The organism is Paenibacillus sp. J22P51, from assembly GCF_059692215.1.
In genome coordinates this window covers 235982-249209 of sequence record NZ_JCAUAZ010000007.1, presented here as the reverse complement: position 1 = coordinate 249209, position 13228 = coordinate 235982, and the positions used below count along the sequence as shown (strand labels likewise).

Genomic DNA, 13228 nt, shown 5'->3' with positions numbered 1-13228 from the left:
TAAACTCATGCTGGCACTGCTTTTTTTGATCTGTAGTGATGTTTTTCATCACTACAGTAAGAAGCCGCGCTATAAGCGGAAGCAGGCACAGAAAAAAGGAGCCTTTCACATCGTGAAAGGCTCCTTTTCATCATACCGCTCCACATTAACACTACAGCAACTCCAACCATACTGCCGTTGATACCTGGATAATTTCCTGAGGAGCAATTCCCCTTGCCCCCGTCTGCTCAGGCGGATAGGGGAGATTAAACGCATCCGTCACATACGTGTAAGGTTCGATTGAGAAAGCATCTGTCCAATCCGGTTTAAAAAAGACAGCGAACGGAAACATCGGATCGATCTGGTACGCAATGCGATAGCCGGCCTCCTTCATGATGAAGCGGCATGTTCGATCATCCCCAAGCGTTACTAGTGAGCAACCGAGTTGGGGATATTCGGCAAGGGAAATGCCACCTGATAAGCTTTTACAGAAATCCGTCTCCGTTGGTGGCCCTTTCACGAAAGCTAAGTTCGTAACCGGCCATTCCTCTATCGCAGGTACGGTTAACACAGCTTCTTCCCCAGCGAACGGAGTGGCAAAATACGGATGCAGCCCAAGCGCAAATGGCGCCGTGTCATTCCCTTTATTTTCAACCGTAATCTGCGTGGTCAAACGTCCTTCGAATAACCGATGTGTGACACGAAATAACAAGGGATGGGGAAAATAATTCATGATTTCCGGATGCTCCGCAAAGTCGAACTGACAAGTCACGTAAGCACCATTCTGGTCTGCAGCACCCATCTCTACGATATGCCACGATTTATGCGAAATTTCACCGTGTAAATGATGATAAGGCGGCTCATTCAGCGGTAAGCTATATGCCCTACCTTGGAAGGTAAATGTCCCATTCTTAATGCGGTTCGGAGGATATAAGATCGGTGTACCATACATCGTATGTGAGCTAGGATGATCGATGAATGGCTGCAAGCTGCTCGGTGGCACAATGATCGGGATATTCTTGCACATATACGAAAGTAAATTAGCGCCAAAATCAGGCGTTATCTTAGCTCTCTCATCCCCTTCGGAATCTACTAACTCTAACAACGTGTATCCCAACTCCTGAACCTGGTTCACAGCATAACGACTCATTGTGCAGCATCCTTTCATGCCAAGTTAGAGGCTCTCCGCTATCAATATGCTAGTTTCGGTATACTGATATTCACTATCCGGCTTCTTTCCCGTAAAAATCAAATCGTACAAAATCCTTAGGGAACGATACCCTTGTTGAATCGGATTTTGCATAATCGTAAAATCAATTAACCCTTCTCGCAGTCCCTGCTCCACTTCAGGCATCAAATCATTACACACAATGCGAAGCTGACCGCCTTTTCCAGCCAATTTAACCGCATCGATGCAAGCACCAGCATGACCTGTCGCCATATAAATGCCATCCAAATCCGGATACATCTTCAGTGCATCATTCAATTTGCGAAATGTATCCTCGTAGCGATCGTACCCTTCAATCACACCAACAACTTCAATCCCAGTTTGGACTAATTTGTCCTTAAAATGATGAGCCCGTAGGCGATGCGCATGGAATTTCATGTTCGCTACGACAACTAGCACCTTCGCTTTGCCCTTGAACATACGGGACATGAGACCCGCAGCGATTTCACCGCTTTTCCCAAGATCCTGACCAACAAAGCAGCTCCGCTTCGAGTTTTCAATATCCGAATTAAAGGTAACTACGGGAATCCCTTGCTCAATCGCCGTATCAATGCTTGCTCGGTTCGCTTCATCATCGATGGCTGAGAATAGAATGCCACTTGCGCCATTAGCAATCAGCGTTTGGATGGCTTTCGCACCATCATCTAGCTGTTCATTATTGATATACGCATATTCTAAGCATATACCTAGCCCTTTTAACTCATCTTCCGCAGCATGAATGCCTTTGCGAATGTCATCAAAAAATGAGATTTCCTTCGGAGGCATCACGATACCTATTTGTATGGGTTTTCTATTAAAAGCAAGGGCTTTAGCGGCCACGTTGGGTACATATTTAAGCTCATCTGCGATGGCAAGTACACGTTCCCTGATTGCTGGCTTTACGCCAGACCTTCCATTCAGCACGCGGTCTACAGTACCTCTGGATACACCAGCTTGCAGTGCAATTTCCCTAATTGTAATGCTCATACCGTTCTCCATTCGAAATGAATTGTGCGCGGGCACGTTATTAGTATGATCGAAAATAGGTCTGTGATCAAGTCCGCGGAGCTGCTTTTCACAATCGGGCACTCTCTTAGGTGATCTGGATGAACACCTTACCTGCTTCTACTTTCGCGGCATACGTTTTGAGCTTTACACACACAGGCACGCGCTTCGGCTCCCCCGTCGTAATATCGAATCGACCATTATGCTTCGGACATTCAATGATGTTCCCCATTACTAAACCGTTCGAAAGATGAATTTTCTCATGGGTACAATAACCGTCCGAGGCGAAAAATTGGCCCTCCGCATTCCGATAGATAGCAAATGTCGCATCCCCATGATCAAATCGAATGACATCCTCCTCATCTAGTTCATCTATCGCACATACCTCAATCCATTCGCTAATCATGATGGTAGTCTCCTTAAGTCAGAGTGTTCCTTATCGATACCATTGCCAAAATAATAAGGTCTAGCGTTTACGGGGAGTGGCTTCACAACTACATAAGAGGGATCCTTCTTTTGTAAACGCAGCGCAATCACTACCTCTTTCAAAGCAGCCCACAAGCTCGTGCGAGGCGTCGGGCAATCGTCCTTCATCTCTTGATGCAGTTTAGGTAACGCGTGGTACGGTACCATCGGAAACATGTGATGCTCCGTGTGATAATTCATGTTCCAATACAGGAATCGAAAGATCGGATTCATCCGAACCGTACGTGTGTTCAGTCGGTGATCCAGTACATCCTCATAAAGTCCAAGATGCTGGGTCATCCCAAAAAGAAGTACCATCAGATTTCCATAGAAGGAGGGTAAGAATATAAACATGGCAGGGAGCAGGCTCCCCATGAATAGGCAAGCTCCCGCAACGGCAAGGATAATGAGCATGTAGATGCGTGCTTCACGAAATACTTTCGGAAACTCCGAAGTTGGAATGTAGTCCATCTCAGCCGTTTCCAATTTGCCAATCGTATGCAGAGCAAATCGCTTGATCTCGATCGGTCCACCGTACAAATGAAAAATTTGCATCATGATGATTTTCCAAATCGGCGGCCTCTCTGTCAGAATTTCTGGATCCCGGCCGACAATAATCGTATCGGTATGATGCCGCGCATGGCTCCAACGCCATGGTGTTGCCGAACGCAAGACGAAGAACGAAGCGATCTGATAGACAACATCGTTCATCCAAGGGGTCTTGAATGCCGTCCCATGACCACACTCATGCCACCTCGAATCGCCAGGTGAAGCATATAGCACGCCATACACGAAAAAAGCAGGAACCGCCCACCACGTTCCCCAAGACAGGAACGCCAGATAGCCGAATCCGAGTAACGCTCCAAACCAGATAAGTGTGTCCCGGATCGCTGGTCCATCCTTTCGTTTCATGAGCTCTTTCATCTTCGCGCGGGGGATGGGACTTGCATACCACTCTGCACCTGCTAAACCGCGTTCTTGTGCTTTTTTGCTTTCCTGTCCAGTGATGCTGTAGTCTCTTTTCTGGACAACAATCGCCATGGTAACGCCTCCTTTTATCATTGTAAAATGTAGGAATTTCAATTCCGTGCTCGGGCACGTAATTGGATAAAAAATAAAGCCAATCGACTTTTTTCGAATTGCCTTTGCTTATAAGTATATTTCCGTGCTCGGGCACAATTTTATTTTATAGCATCCTTCCATCCATTTCAAGAAGAAAAAAGCCACGAATAGGAATTTCCCCATCCATGACTTAAACGTACTGCTATCTATTGTAAAAAGTATAATCTTACATACACCCTGGGAACATCCCTGTCGAGATCGCGATGCGGTTCCAAGAATTAATGGTATTGATCGCCATGATCAGTGTTACAAACTCACGCTCGTCGAAATGCTTCCGTACGCGATCGAATACTTCTTGCGGAACACCTGAAGCTGAAATATTAGTTACGGCTTCTGTTAATTCCAACACTGCTTTTTCTTTCTCACTATAAATTGGGGCATCACGCCATGCGCTGAGCAAGTAGATACGTTGCTCGGTCTCACCCATTTTACGAAGCGCACTCGTATGCATATCTAGACAAAATGCACAGCCATTGATCTGAGAAGCTCTAATCTTAATAAACTCATAAAGGGTTCCATCTAAGCCGCTTTCCTTAATGAATCCTTCTAGTTTCATCATCGTTTGGTAAGCCTCAGGGTTAACTTTACCGTGCTGAATTCTAACTTCCATCGAAATCTCCTCCACATTTATCTCTATTTTTGTTCTACGCTAATAAGACAAATGAGATTGAAGTTTTGTGACATTATTGCAAAGAATAAATATGATGCAATTTATCTGGATTACGGATTAGGTACATTTGGCTTGATTGCTGCTGACCAAAAGCTAGTTCAAACAAGATAACCATTTGAGGTCGTTGATCCAGCATGAGTACAAGTCCAGTCTGACCATTGAAAGTTGTAGGCTGCCAATTCCCCTGCAGCGCCCCTTTGGCCCGGACACCTTCGAAAAACGCAGCAATCCGTTGTTTCCCGTAGATCGGTTGTATAGCGGCGCGAACTTTCCCGCCTCCATCTGAAACCATAACAGCATCTTCCATTAGCAGTGTGACGAAATCTTGGAAATCCCCCGTTTCTACCGCGTGAAGGAATTTCTTGACGAGAGGCTCCGTCTCACCTAACGTGATTTCATCTTCCTCAGAAGCTAGATTAATTTTGGTTTTCGCGCGACTATAAATTTTGCGACAGTTAGCTTCTGTCTTCTGGACCATATCGGCGACCTCATCGTACTCGTAACCGAGCACTTCTCTGAGCACGAAGACCGCCCGCTCCACAGCGGATAATTCTTGGAGCAAGACTAGAAACGCATAGGATATCGTTTCCTCTTGTACCAGACTTCCCATGGGATCCTCGCGGGATGAGGTCACTTTGGGCTCCGGCAGCCACGAGCCTATGTAGGTTTCTCTTTGCTTGCTAGCTGAATTCAAGAAATTCAAGCAGCGGTTGGTCACCATTTTGACTAAATACGATTTCAGATTCGTAACATGCTCTGTGTCTGTCTTCTGCAACGTGATGAACATGTCTTGCAGCATATCTTCCGCATCGGATACCGAGCCCAACATACGGTACGCAACAGAAAATAATAGCTGTTTATACGTAACATAGACGCTTTCCAACTCCATGGAATGAAGCTCCTTTCCCCCTTGTAGTGTAACCGCGGGGCACTAACACATACATATCATAAGCATATTCCCATCAGGATCCTTGAAATTAAACCAGTGCCCGTGCTCAATGCCAGTCACTAGCTCCACATTTTTTTCCTGCAAATATGTATAAGCAGCCTCGATGTCTTTGGTATTCAAATGAAAAGCGGGTGCCTTGAAAATATGATCTTCGGCGAATATCTTGCTATCCAGCACGATACTTGTTCCCTTCATAGGCAGCACATACAAATGTCCGTGAAGGATCTCTCCATCATTAGTGACACCCAACAGATCACAATACCAGTCACGTGCTCGTGCAATGTCCCGCACGGGGATAAAAACAGTGCCAATTTCATTGAGGATAGGGTGCATACATGAAACCTCCACTAAGTTTTTCGAACGACGTAGGTTAAACAATCAGTTTTCAACAGTATCTGTCTGCCGTTCCGCTCAATATTAAATGATAACTTCTTTATTGTCGTGAATACAATGTCCCAACCAACATAATGATTGTTCAGAAGGTATTGTAAGTGATCCGTCGTAAGATTCAGTTCGATAGAAGGTGTTACTTCCTCACCAGTCAGCGCATCAATCTCCTGCAGATTCGAATTGATAATCAAACAATTAACCCCATTAACTTTAGTGCCTTGGCCAATCCTTGTCAGCACTTGCTTGAAGGTTTGTTCGGAGTCAACATGCTCTAGCGTCGATACCGCGACGATATAATCGAAGGCTTCAGGTGGAATTACATAGTCTCCTATGTCTGATACATGCGTTTCAATCTGATCATGAACACCGAACTGCTCACTGTAAGCTAGCAGCTTAGTAATGGCAGATTGCATGATGTCTACACAGACAACTTTCCCGCCTCGCGGGATCAAATCTCGCGCCATCGGAATGCTGTTCCGTCCAACCCCATACCCCAGATCCAGAACTGTCACTTCTTCATAAGCGTCGAAATGGGCCAATTGCTCCATGACTGTTTTCACAGGCTTAGCCAGCCATGAGCCTTCTTCAAATAACCTATAGTTCTCATAGCAAGCTTCATGATATTTTCTTTCTTCATCTCTGATCTTCGTTATCCGCGAGTAAGCCATTAACCAACAGTCCATAAGCTGACCTTCGTGCATCTCGTGTGCAATCAATTCCTTCACTTTCGTAAAGCCACAACGTTCATAGCAGGAGATTGCTCGAACATTCCATTGCTGCGGATCCATCACAACACGATCCGCCTTCCTGACACTCAATAAATAATCCAGCATTGACGTTACGAGCTGTTTTCCGATCCCCTTATCCCAATATGCGGTTTCTCCTATGAATTGGTCCGTTCCGTAGATCTTCTCAGTTGGGTCTTTAAAGCCATATTCGAGACGTTCCTCTTCACCCAGCTCATAGAATTGAATATATCCGATCGGCTGATGATGAAATTCAATGATGCATCTGACCGCCGAATCTTCCTGATAAAAATGCTCATTCACCCTATCCATATCGTGAGGGCTATCTCGGCCTTCATAATAAGTTAAAACCAAGGGATCATTCAGCCATTTAACTAATAAAACCTTATCGTTGAGCTCGAGTTCGCGAACGATTAGTGTCTCTGTTTGGTAAATTAGCATGGGGTTTATACGCCTCCAAGAACAACTGCATTTAACCTCTTATTCGCATACAGAGCTTTATTAAACTTCTAGGAGTTCGGCTCCGTTCGTAAATGCGCTATACAATTATAAAGTAAGCATTCCCAGCGATTCTCAGTATGGCGTAATTTCGTAACAGACGTGTTATCCAAATGTTCCTCGATATCTTCATGTGGGATCAAATCTTTTAATGTCAGTCCAAGTAATCCACCATGACTTACGATTAAAATTTTCTGATTCGGATGGTTCTCAAGCATCTCCTGAATGAAGCTCACCCCTCGCGCAGCAATAGCTTGATGCGTCTCCATTCCTAAATCTAGTTGGGACCAGTCTTCTCCCCATTTTGCAACACGTTCTTCCAGCGTTGTTCCTTCCATCTGTCCACAATACATTTCCCTCAAACGTGGATCCGTTTTCACTTCCAATTGCTTCACTTGTCCAATAAACTCCGCTGTTTCTAGCGCTCGTCCCAAATCGCTGGCGTAGATGAAATCCCACTCCTCATCTACCATTCGTTTAGAAAGTAATTCCGCTTGTTTCCGCCCATCAGCATTTAAAGGAATATCCGTATGTCCTTGTATACGTCTTGCTGTATTCCAATCTGTTACCCCATGTCGTATAAGTCCAATAAGCGTCATCTAAGTCTCATCCTCCAAATAAAATATCCAAAATGGTTCCTAAAGTACCTGCATTCTTGCTATGTAACACATTCGGATCATAGATTTCTACAAAACCACAATTCATACACGAGACAAATATGAAATGATTGTGCTGAATATCGAGCAACTTGCTTATTCCCGTCCCTGTCATCGCCACTTCTTTGATACGACAAGTATCATGCTTACATTTACTGCATGTAAAATGATGTGAGATCTTCACTTCCAAACTCAGATCATGGTTTTCCTCTTGCTCGGCTAACTCCTCAACATCACTTTCATCCCACTTATGATGCAAATGGTTCGTAAATACCTCCTGCTTACAAGCAGGACAAACGTCATTAATCAGCTGCACGTGTTCTTGGCACCATGGGCATTCAATCATTGTATATCCCCTTCCCTGTTCACCCTTCTTATATTCAATACATGCCAAAATATCCCTGCCTACGTTTGCGCATAATGAAAGAAGAACACCTTTCTCGATGACGAATGGTAAAATATCCGAAATGCAATTAATCGCTGAACCTCAGCGGCTTAGCGAACTTGATTTGGCTGTTTTATAGGGCTGAGAAGTCCAATATTGGCGGTGAAACATCCTTCGTACCATTAAAACTTGTCCCTTCGTTCCTCACATGAGACAATATAGTCATTACTTTTCTTGGAGGCGAACGTAGATGTCTGTACAAGCAGCAACAATGGAAATAGGCATTAGTACATTTTTGGAAACAACACCTGATCCCGCGACAGGTCAAATAATGAGCCACGCTGAACGGATTCGCAATGCCGTTGAGGAGATCGTATTAGCCGATCAAGTCGGCTTGGATGTATATGGGATTGGCGAGCATCATCGTGCTGATTATGCAGGTACTGCTCCTGCAATCGTCTTGGCAGCCGCCGCTGCGGTAACCAAGAATATTCGACTCACAAGTGCGGTCACTGTACTTTCCTCCGATGATCCGGTTCGTGTCTATCAAGCATTCTCAACACTGGATGGGCTCTCGAATGGCCGGGCCGAAATCATGGCAGGTCGCGGCTCCTTCATCGAATCCTTCCCACTGTTCGGATATAGTCTTGACGATTATAATGAATTATTCGAGGAGAAATTGGCTTTACTGCTGAAAATCCGTGAATCCGAAAAGGTCTCGTGGCAAGGTACTCACCGTCCGGACATCCCGAATCTTGGCGTGTATCCACGCTCCGTTCAAAGCCCGCTTCCCGTCTGGATCGCCAGTGGCGGCAATTCGGAATCTGCGATTCGTGCTGGGATTTTGGGGCTGCCGATCGCTTTTGCCATCATTGGCGGAATGCCAGAGAGCTTCGCCCCTCTTGTGGCACTGTATAAACAAGCCGCCCGACAAGCAGGTCATAATCCAGAAACCTTACAAATTGCAACACATTCTCATGGCTTTGTGAGTGATACGAGTGAGAGGGCAGCTGAGCTGTTTTACGAACCAACAGCGGCACAAATGAACGTCATCGGACGCGAACGCGGTTGGGGACAAGCCTACAATCGTGCTACCTTCGACGCTGCTCGCAGTCTTCGCGGCGCTCTCTATGTAGGCGATCCGGAGTATGTCGCTGAGAAAATCCTGCTATTGCGCAAAAACCTAGGCGTTACCCGCTTCTTCCTCCATCTCAACGTCGGTACGATGCCGCATCGTGAAATGCTTCATGCGATTGAGCTGTTAGGCACGAAGGTTGCCCCGATCGTACGCAAGGAACTTGCTCGGGGCAGCTCGTCTAAATAGGCTCTTCTGTATAGCTCTTGTCTCTGATCTTGCAATGGGAGACGAGTCCCCGCCTCGTCCTTCAACAGTTAACTGTATAAAGTACAGCTAATTTCACGGAAATTGCGCCAAATTACCAATTACGTGGAAAACATGCAGCTATTTTTACGATATTAAGCTGAATCAGCTAGTATCATCGAAAATAACTGGATATTTTCCAGTTATTTTCCACAAAGCGCAGAAATGACAAAAAATAGCTGGAGATTTTCCAGCTATTTCTCATTTCCACCTATAGATATTGTTCCACGCCTGTCCCCGAAGAACGATACACTGCCTCTAGCACTGCGATCACACTTCGCTCATACTATGGAGGACAACTTGTTTCACTTTTTGCCTCAATCGCTATCAGCAAATCCTTATACTGTAACTCAAATGGCGTTTCCATCGGAGGCACATCCACCTTCTCCTAGGCGCCGCTGATTTTATCAATCGAATGCGTGCCCAAATTGGCAAGGTGAGTTCCCCCACCCAAACCATGTTTCAATTACCTATAAATATACGGTAAGTCCCGTTTCACGACTCTCATTTGCGGCTTCCATGAAGCGAATAATTTGCAACGTTTCATCCTCATCGATATCTGGCGCTCCCGTCACAAACATTGTCATAATCTTTTCCAAAAGGCTGGCGTAATACGGCTTCGGATGTTTATATACATCGATAAATTGCGTATTGGCTTCAAAATGCAGCAGCGCACCAAATTGTGTGTTGCCCTTCCGATTGCCCCGAATCGTGCCAATCACGCCATTCTCCCACACGCCAGTAATGACATCATGATCCTCCGTCGTTACAGCACTTACTTTAAGGCAACCCTTGCCTAGTGATCTAAAAAGCATCTCCACCGTGTGCACACCATACCAGAACAATCCTGGTTGTGTCGGTTGTAAGGCCATTGGACCGTAGCAATCCATTCCGATAATTTTGCTGCTAACCGAATCTTCTAAGGTAATCGTCAATTCCTCCGTGTAGCGAAGAGAAGAACAGCTCATAATCGGGATATTATGTGACTTCGCTAAGACTAGGATCTCACGTGCATCCGCTGAAGAAACAGCCATAGGCTTATCAATGAAAATAGGACGACGGTAAGCGGCTACTCGGCGGAATTGTTCCAGATGAATACGGCCATCAACAGAGGTCATGAGTATGGCATCACATTTTTCAGCTACTTCTTCCGGAGAATCGACAATTTGGACGCCATAATAATCGCGAAGCTGCTCCGTAAACCCACCTATGCGGGAGTAACTCATCTCAAAATCTGGCGAACCACCGGGATAAGCAATCGTTACCTTACCACCTGCAACATGAAATGGATGCTCCGTTTCGTTTAACAATTGTGTAAACGTTGGTGCATGAGAGGAATCAATACCAATAATACCAATTCGTAATGTAGTATGATTCATAATTGAAACAACCTCCAAGCCAATTTGAGTGATATTGTAGACGATGGTGTTAAACACTTGAACGAGAATCTCTTCTCTCCCATCATAATGAACCTTCACCTAAGAGACAAATCTTTTGATAGTCTATATATAAACAAAGAAACTCCTCTCGATAACGACCAAAAGCCCCCAACTAGGGAGGCTTACCTTTATATCCCGTATTAATTAATCACTCACTTAGCAATCAACCTATAAACTGCGTGAGTATATAATTAAACCGATCTCGTTCCTCCCAGAAACCGCCGTGCCCGCTGTAATGAAACGGTGTTAGCTGCGAGTTAGGAATTCGTTTATTCATTTCAACCGCTTGCTGGTACGGTATCACTTTGTCATGAATCCCGTGAACAATCAAGGTCGGTACTTCAATTCGTCCTAGATCTGCAGCCACATTCTCATCCCGCAGCAATCGAATAACCGCCGCGGTTGACCAACTAGCTGCTTCTAAGCCCATTTGGAAGAACCAATCCGAGAATCGCTCCGTAATATACTGAAAGAAGAACGTATTCGTTACACTTTGCAGCATATTTGCGCGATCATTGGCATTCTCCTGCAGAAACTTTGCCGCTGTTTCGTTGGTAAACCCCGTGGGAGCAGCTGCATCGATCAGCACTAGCTTCGACACGCCATGGCCCTGATGTCTGGTCATATAACGAATCGCGATTGCGCCGCCTGTCGAATGGCCTGCAAGCGTAATCCCTTCCAGCTTTAACGCTTGTATCACGACGTGCAGGTCATCCGCCAGTTGATCGAACGTGTAGCCATCCATCGGTTTATCCGATTGCCCAAATCCCCGCCAGTCCATACCAATACAGCGATATCCCAGTCCGGGGAGCACGTTAAATTGATATTCAAATTGTGTATGTGACAAAGGCCACCCATGTATAAACAGGATGGTCTTCGTCCCTTTTGGATTAACATCTTCGATAAACAATTTCACACCATTTTCGACTTGAACATAGTATCCCACGATTGACGCCTCCGTTATGAAAATCACTTCTGTGCAATACGATATTCAACTAGGCAAATATCGGTGTCAAAGGTGTGGAGGATGTTCGGAATTACTCCTCTTTTTGGTGGTTCGTGTAAACGCCAATTACAGATAATATTGCAGCAACACCATTGGCAATGGCATTCGCTGTATCATCAGTTATCAAGTCCATGCCAAATGCGTCCAAAATTAATTTGGCCGCACCCAATAAGCCTAATGCCAACGTGTAATAGTTGATTGTTTTCATATCTCTCACCACCCGTCTGATAGAGGATGCTATATTCTATGTGAGAGAGTACGAGCTTGCACAGTTCGAATACAGGGGGGCAAAAGCACAAAAAAATGCCGCCATCCCTCATCGGATGACAGCATTTCTTTTCATTATTTCAGCCTGCTAGCTTCAGTCTTCACCTCATAATTCGAAGACACATAAGTCACTGCCTTCGCCTCTGTCATGACTTGTGCATACATCATGTCAGGTTGTGGCTCCTTCAACGAGTACTTCACGATTGCTTGATTACCCGACTGGAACTCGATGCTATCAATGACAATCCCGTAGCCAGGATTCGGCTTGATACCTCTGGATAGCGTTACTTTGTTCACATCATCGTTCACTTTTTCAACCGATACGGTGACTTCTTCTACTTGTGGTGGTTTCACATGTGTCTCTAGCACACGAATGGCGTTGTACAGCCAGTTCGCCGCCTCTCCTCTTGTTAGTTCGCTTTTGGGATTGAACTTGCCGTTCCCATCCAGAGCAGTTATTTTGTAGAGCAGCAATCTTTGAATCGTACCTTGGTAATCCACGGTAAGCTGATCCTCGTCTTTGATTGGGATATACATTTTCACCAGTGGAAATTGACCTTTGGTCTCAAGTGCTTTTACGAGCAAATTACCGAATTGTTCGCGAGTTATCGTAGCATTCGGATTGACATCCTTAGGGATGTCCAGATTGTGGTAATGCGCAATAATGAACGCATCGGCATACCAAGAATCATTCGGGATATTCGAATAGCTATCGGATGCTAATGGTTGCTTAATGAAGCGCATATTATCCAAGTTGAGGTCCAGACCTTTGACGATCATTTGGACACTTTGTGCATAACTGATTTTACCCTTCGGTACAAAGTGCTCGTTATCAAAACCACTGACAATACCTCGGTCTTTTAAAGCTAGAACCGCAGTTGCTTGTCCCTCTTCTAAGTCTGAGAACGCATAAGCGGAACCGAAGGTCAAACTACTACCCAAAAGAAAAGTTAAACTTAGTGCTGCTATTTTTTTCATGAATGAACTCCTCCTCGTTAATTGGTTGGCATTTAGCACCATTTGATATGGATACCTTCCTAACGTTGAGAGCAACGTGATTGTT

The 13228-nt window shown here is 45.1% G+C and carries 15 protein-coding genes and 1 pseudogene; 1 reads left to right on the top strand and 15 read right to left on the bottom strand.

The genetic code is table 11. The features are described 5' to 3' along the window. Positions 1-151: 151 nt before the first annotated feature. From AC58QC_RS17415 to AC58QC_RS17365, 11 genes and pseudogenes are all read right to left on the bottom strand, one after another. A complete protein-coding gene (locus AC58QC_RS17415; RefSeq protein WP_497416389.1) occupies positions 152-1129 on the bottom strand; it encodes an aldose 1-epimerase in 978 nt (325 codons plus the stop codon). Between the two features lie 24 nt (positions 1130-1153). Beyond that, on the bottom strand, positions 1154-2173 hold the full coding sequence (locus AC58QC_RS17410) for a LacI family DNA-binding transcriptional regulator (protein ID WP_497416388.1): 1020 nt from the start codon (positions 2171-2173) through the stop codon (positions 1154-1156). Positions 2174-2279: 106 nt separating this feature from the next. Beyond that, positions 2280-2597, bottom strand: coding sequence for a MocE family 2Fe-2S type ferredoxin (locus AC58QC_RS17405; protein WP_497416387.1), 318 nt, complete (start codon positions 2595-2597; stop codon positions 2280-2282). Beyond that, on the bottom strand, positions 2594-3697 hold the full coding sequence (locus AC58QC_RS17400; RefSeq protein WP_497416386.1) for a fatty acid desaturase family protein: 1104 nt from the start codon (positions 3695-3697) through the stop codon (positions 2594-2596). Before AC58QC_RS17400 ends, AC58QC_RS17405 begins: the two co-directional genes overlap by 4 nt. 247 nt (positions 3698-3944) lie before the next feature. Next, positions 3945-4388 carry a carboxymuconolactone decarboxylase family protein gene (locus tag AC58QC_RS17395; protein ID WP_497416385.1) on the bottom strand — a complete coding sequence of 148 codons (444 nt, stop codon included), beginning with the start codon at positions 4386-4388 and terminating at the stop codon, positions 3945-3947. 73 nt (positions 4389-4461) lie between these two features. Continuing rightward, positions 4462-5337: an RNA polymerase sigma-70 factor gene (locus tag AC58QC_RS17390; RefSeq protein ID WP_497416384.1), complete on the bottom strand. Its 876-nt coding sequence runs from the start codon at positions 5335-5337 to the stop codon at positions 4462-4464. 42 nt (positions 5338-5379) lie between these two features. Continuing rightward, positions 5380-5730: a VOC family protein gene (locus tag AC58QC_RS17385; protein WP_497416383.1), complete on the bottom strand. Its 351-nt coding sequence runs from the start codon at positions 5728-5730 to the stop codon at positions 5380-5382. 14 nt (positions 5731-5744) lie between these two features. Beyond that, positions 5745-6455, bottom strand: a complete 711-nt coding sequence (locus AC58QC_RS17380) for a class I SAM-dependent methyltransferase (protein WP_497416438.1) — start codon at positions 6453-6455, stop codon at positions 5745-5747. 60 nt (positions 6456-6515) lie between these two features. Then, positions 6516-6974: pseudogene (locus tag AC58QC_RS17375) on the bottom strand (GNAT family N-acetyltransferase); the annotation flags it as partial. 68 nt (positions 6975-7042) lie between these two features. Beyond that, complete coding sequence (locus AC58QC_RS17370; protein ID WP_497416382.1) at positions 7043-7630, bottom strand: histidine phosphatase family protein; 588 nt, start codon at positions 7628-7630, stop codon at positions 7043-7045. A 7-nt stretch (positions 7631-7637) separates the two neighbouring features. Next, positions 7638-8033, bottom strand: a complete 396-nt coding sequence (locus AC58QC_RS17365) for a zinc ribbon domain-containing protein (RefSeq protein WP_497416381.1) — start codon at positions 8031-8033, stop codon at positions 7638-7640. Between the two features lie 289 nt (positions 8034-8322). Between AC58QC_RS17365 and AC58QC_RS17360 the strand changes: the two genes are divergently transcribed. Continuing rightward, positions 8323-9396 carry an LLM class flavin-dependent oxidoreductase gene (locus tag AC58QC_RS17360; protein WP_497416380.1) on the top strand — a complete coding sequence of 358 codons (1074 nt, stop codon included), beginning with the start codon at positions 8323-8325 and terminating at the stop codon, positions 9394-9396. A gap of 527 nt (positions 9397-9923) precedes the next feature. On the opposite strand, the gene AC58QC_RS17355 is transcribed toward AC58QC_RS17360, so the two are convergent. From AC58QC_RS17355 to AC58QC_RS17340, 4 genes are all read right to left on the bottom strand, one after another. Beyond that, the gene (locus tag AC58QC_RS17355) at positions 9924-10832 is read right to left on the bottom strand and encodes a Gfo/Idh/MocA family protein (protein ID WP_497416379.1); all 909 of its coding nucleotides are present in this window, start codon (positions 10830-10832) and stop codon (positions 9924-9926) included. A gap of 223 nt (positions 10833-11055) precedes the next feature. After that, the gene (locus tag AC58QC_RS17350; RefSeq protein WP_497416378.1) at positions 11056-11838 is read right to left on the bottom strand and encodes an alpha/beta fold hydrolase; all 783 of its coding nucleotides are present in this window, start codon (positions 11836-11838) and stop codon (positions 11056-11058) included. 91 nt (positions 11839-11929) lie between these two features. Next, positions 11930-12106 carry a hypothetical protein gene (locus AC58QC_RS17345; protein ID WP_497416377.1) on the bottom strand — a complete coding sequence of 59 codons (177 nt, stop codon included), beginning with the start codon at positions 12104-12106 and terminating at the stop codon, positions 11930-11932. Positions 12107-12240: 134 nt separating this feature from the next. Continuing rightward, entirely contained in the window at positions 12241-13143 is a 903-nt protein-coding gene (locus tag AC58QC_RS17340) for an S-layer homology domain-containing protein (protein WP_497416376.1), read from the bottom strand. Between the last annotated feature and the right edge of the window lie 85 nt (positions 13144-13228).

Excerpts from the sequence above, each read along its gene's own strand:
- AC58QC_RS17415 (WP_497416389.1), bottom strand. The coding sequence starts at position 1,129 with ATGAGTCGTTATGCTGTGAACCAGGTTCAGGAGTTGGGATACACGTTG.
- AC58QC_RS17410 (WP_497416388.1), bottom strand. The coding sequence starts at position 2,173 with ATGAGCATTACAATTAGGGAAATTGCACTGCAAGCTGGTGTATCCAGA.
- AC58QC_RS17405 (WP_497416387.1), bottom strand. The coding sequence starts at position 2,597 with ATGATTAGCGAATGGATTGAGGTATGTGCGATAGATGAACTAGATGAG.
- AC58QC_RS17400 (WP_497416386.1), bottom strand. The coding sequence starts at position 3,697 with ATGGCGATTGTTGTCCAGAAAAGAGACTACAGCATCACTGGACAGGAA.
- AC58QC_RS17395 (WP_497416385.1), bottom strand. The coding sequence starts at position 4,388 with ATGGAAGTTAGAATTCAGCACGGTAAAGTTAACCCTGAGGCTTACCAA.
- AC58QC_RS17390 (WP_497416384.1), bottom strand. The coding sequence starts at position 5,337 with ATGGAGTTGGAAAGCGTCTATGTTACGTATAAACAGCTATTATTTTCT.
- AC58QC_RS17385 (WP_497416383.1), bottom strand. The coding sequence starts at position 5,730 with ATGCACCCTATCCTCAATGAAATTGGCACTGTTTTTATCCCCGTGCGG.
- AC58QC_RS17380 (WP_497416438.1), bottom strand. The coding sequence starts at position 6,455 with ATGGCTTACTCGCGGATAACGAAGATCAGAGATGAAGAAAGAAAATAT.
- AC58QC_RS17370 (WP_497416382.1), bottom strand. The coding sequence starts at position 7,630 with ATGACGCTTATTGGACTTATACGACATGGGGTAACAGATTGGAATACA.
- AC58QC_RS17365 (WP_497416381.1), bottom strand. The coding sequence starts at position 8,033 with ATGATTGAATGCCCATGGTGCCAAGAACACGTGCAGCTGATTAATGAC.
- AC58QC_RS17360 (WP_497416380.1), top strand. The coding sequence starts at position 8,323 with ATGTCTGTACAAGCAGCAACAATGGAAATAGGCATTAGTACATTTTTG.
- AC58QC_RS17355 (WP_497416379.1), bottom strand. The coding sequence starts at position 10,832 with ATGAATCATACTACATTACGAATTGGTATTATTGGTATTGATTCCTCT.
- AC58QC_RS17345 (WP_497416377.1), bottom strand. The coding sequence starts at position 12,106 with ATGAAAACAATCAACTATTACACGTTGGCATTAGGCTTATTGGGTGCG.
- AC58QC_RS17340 (WP_497416376.1), bottom strand. The coding sequence starts at position 13,143 with ATGAAAAAAATAGCAGCACTAAGTTTAACTTTTCTTTTGGGTAGTAGT.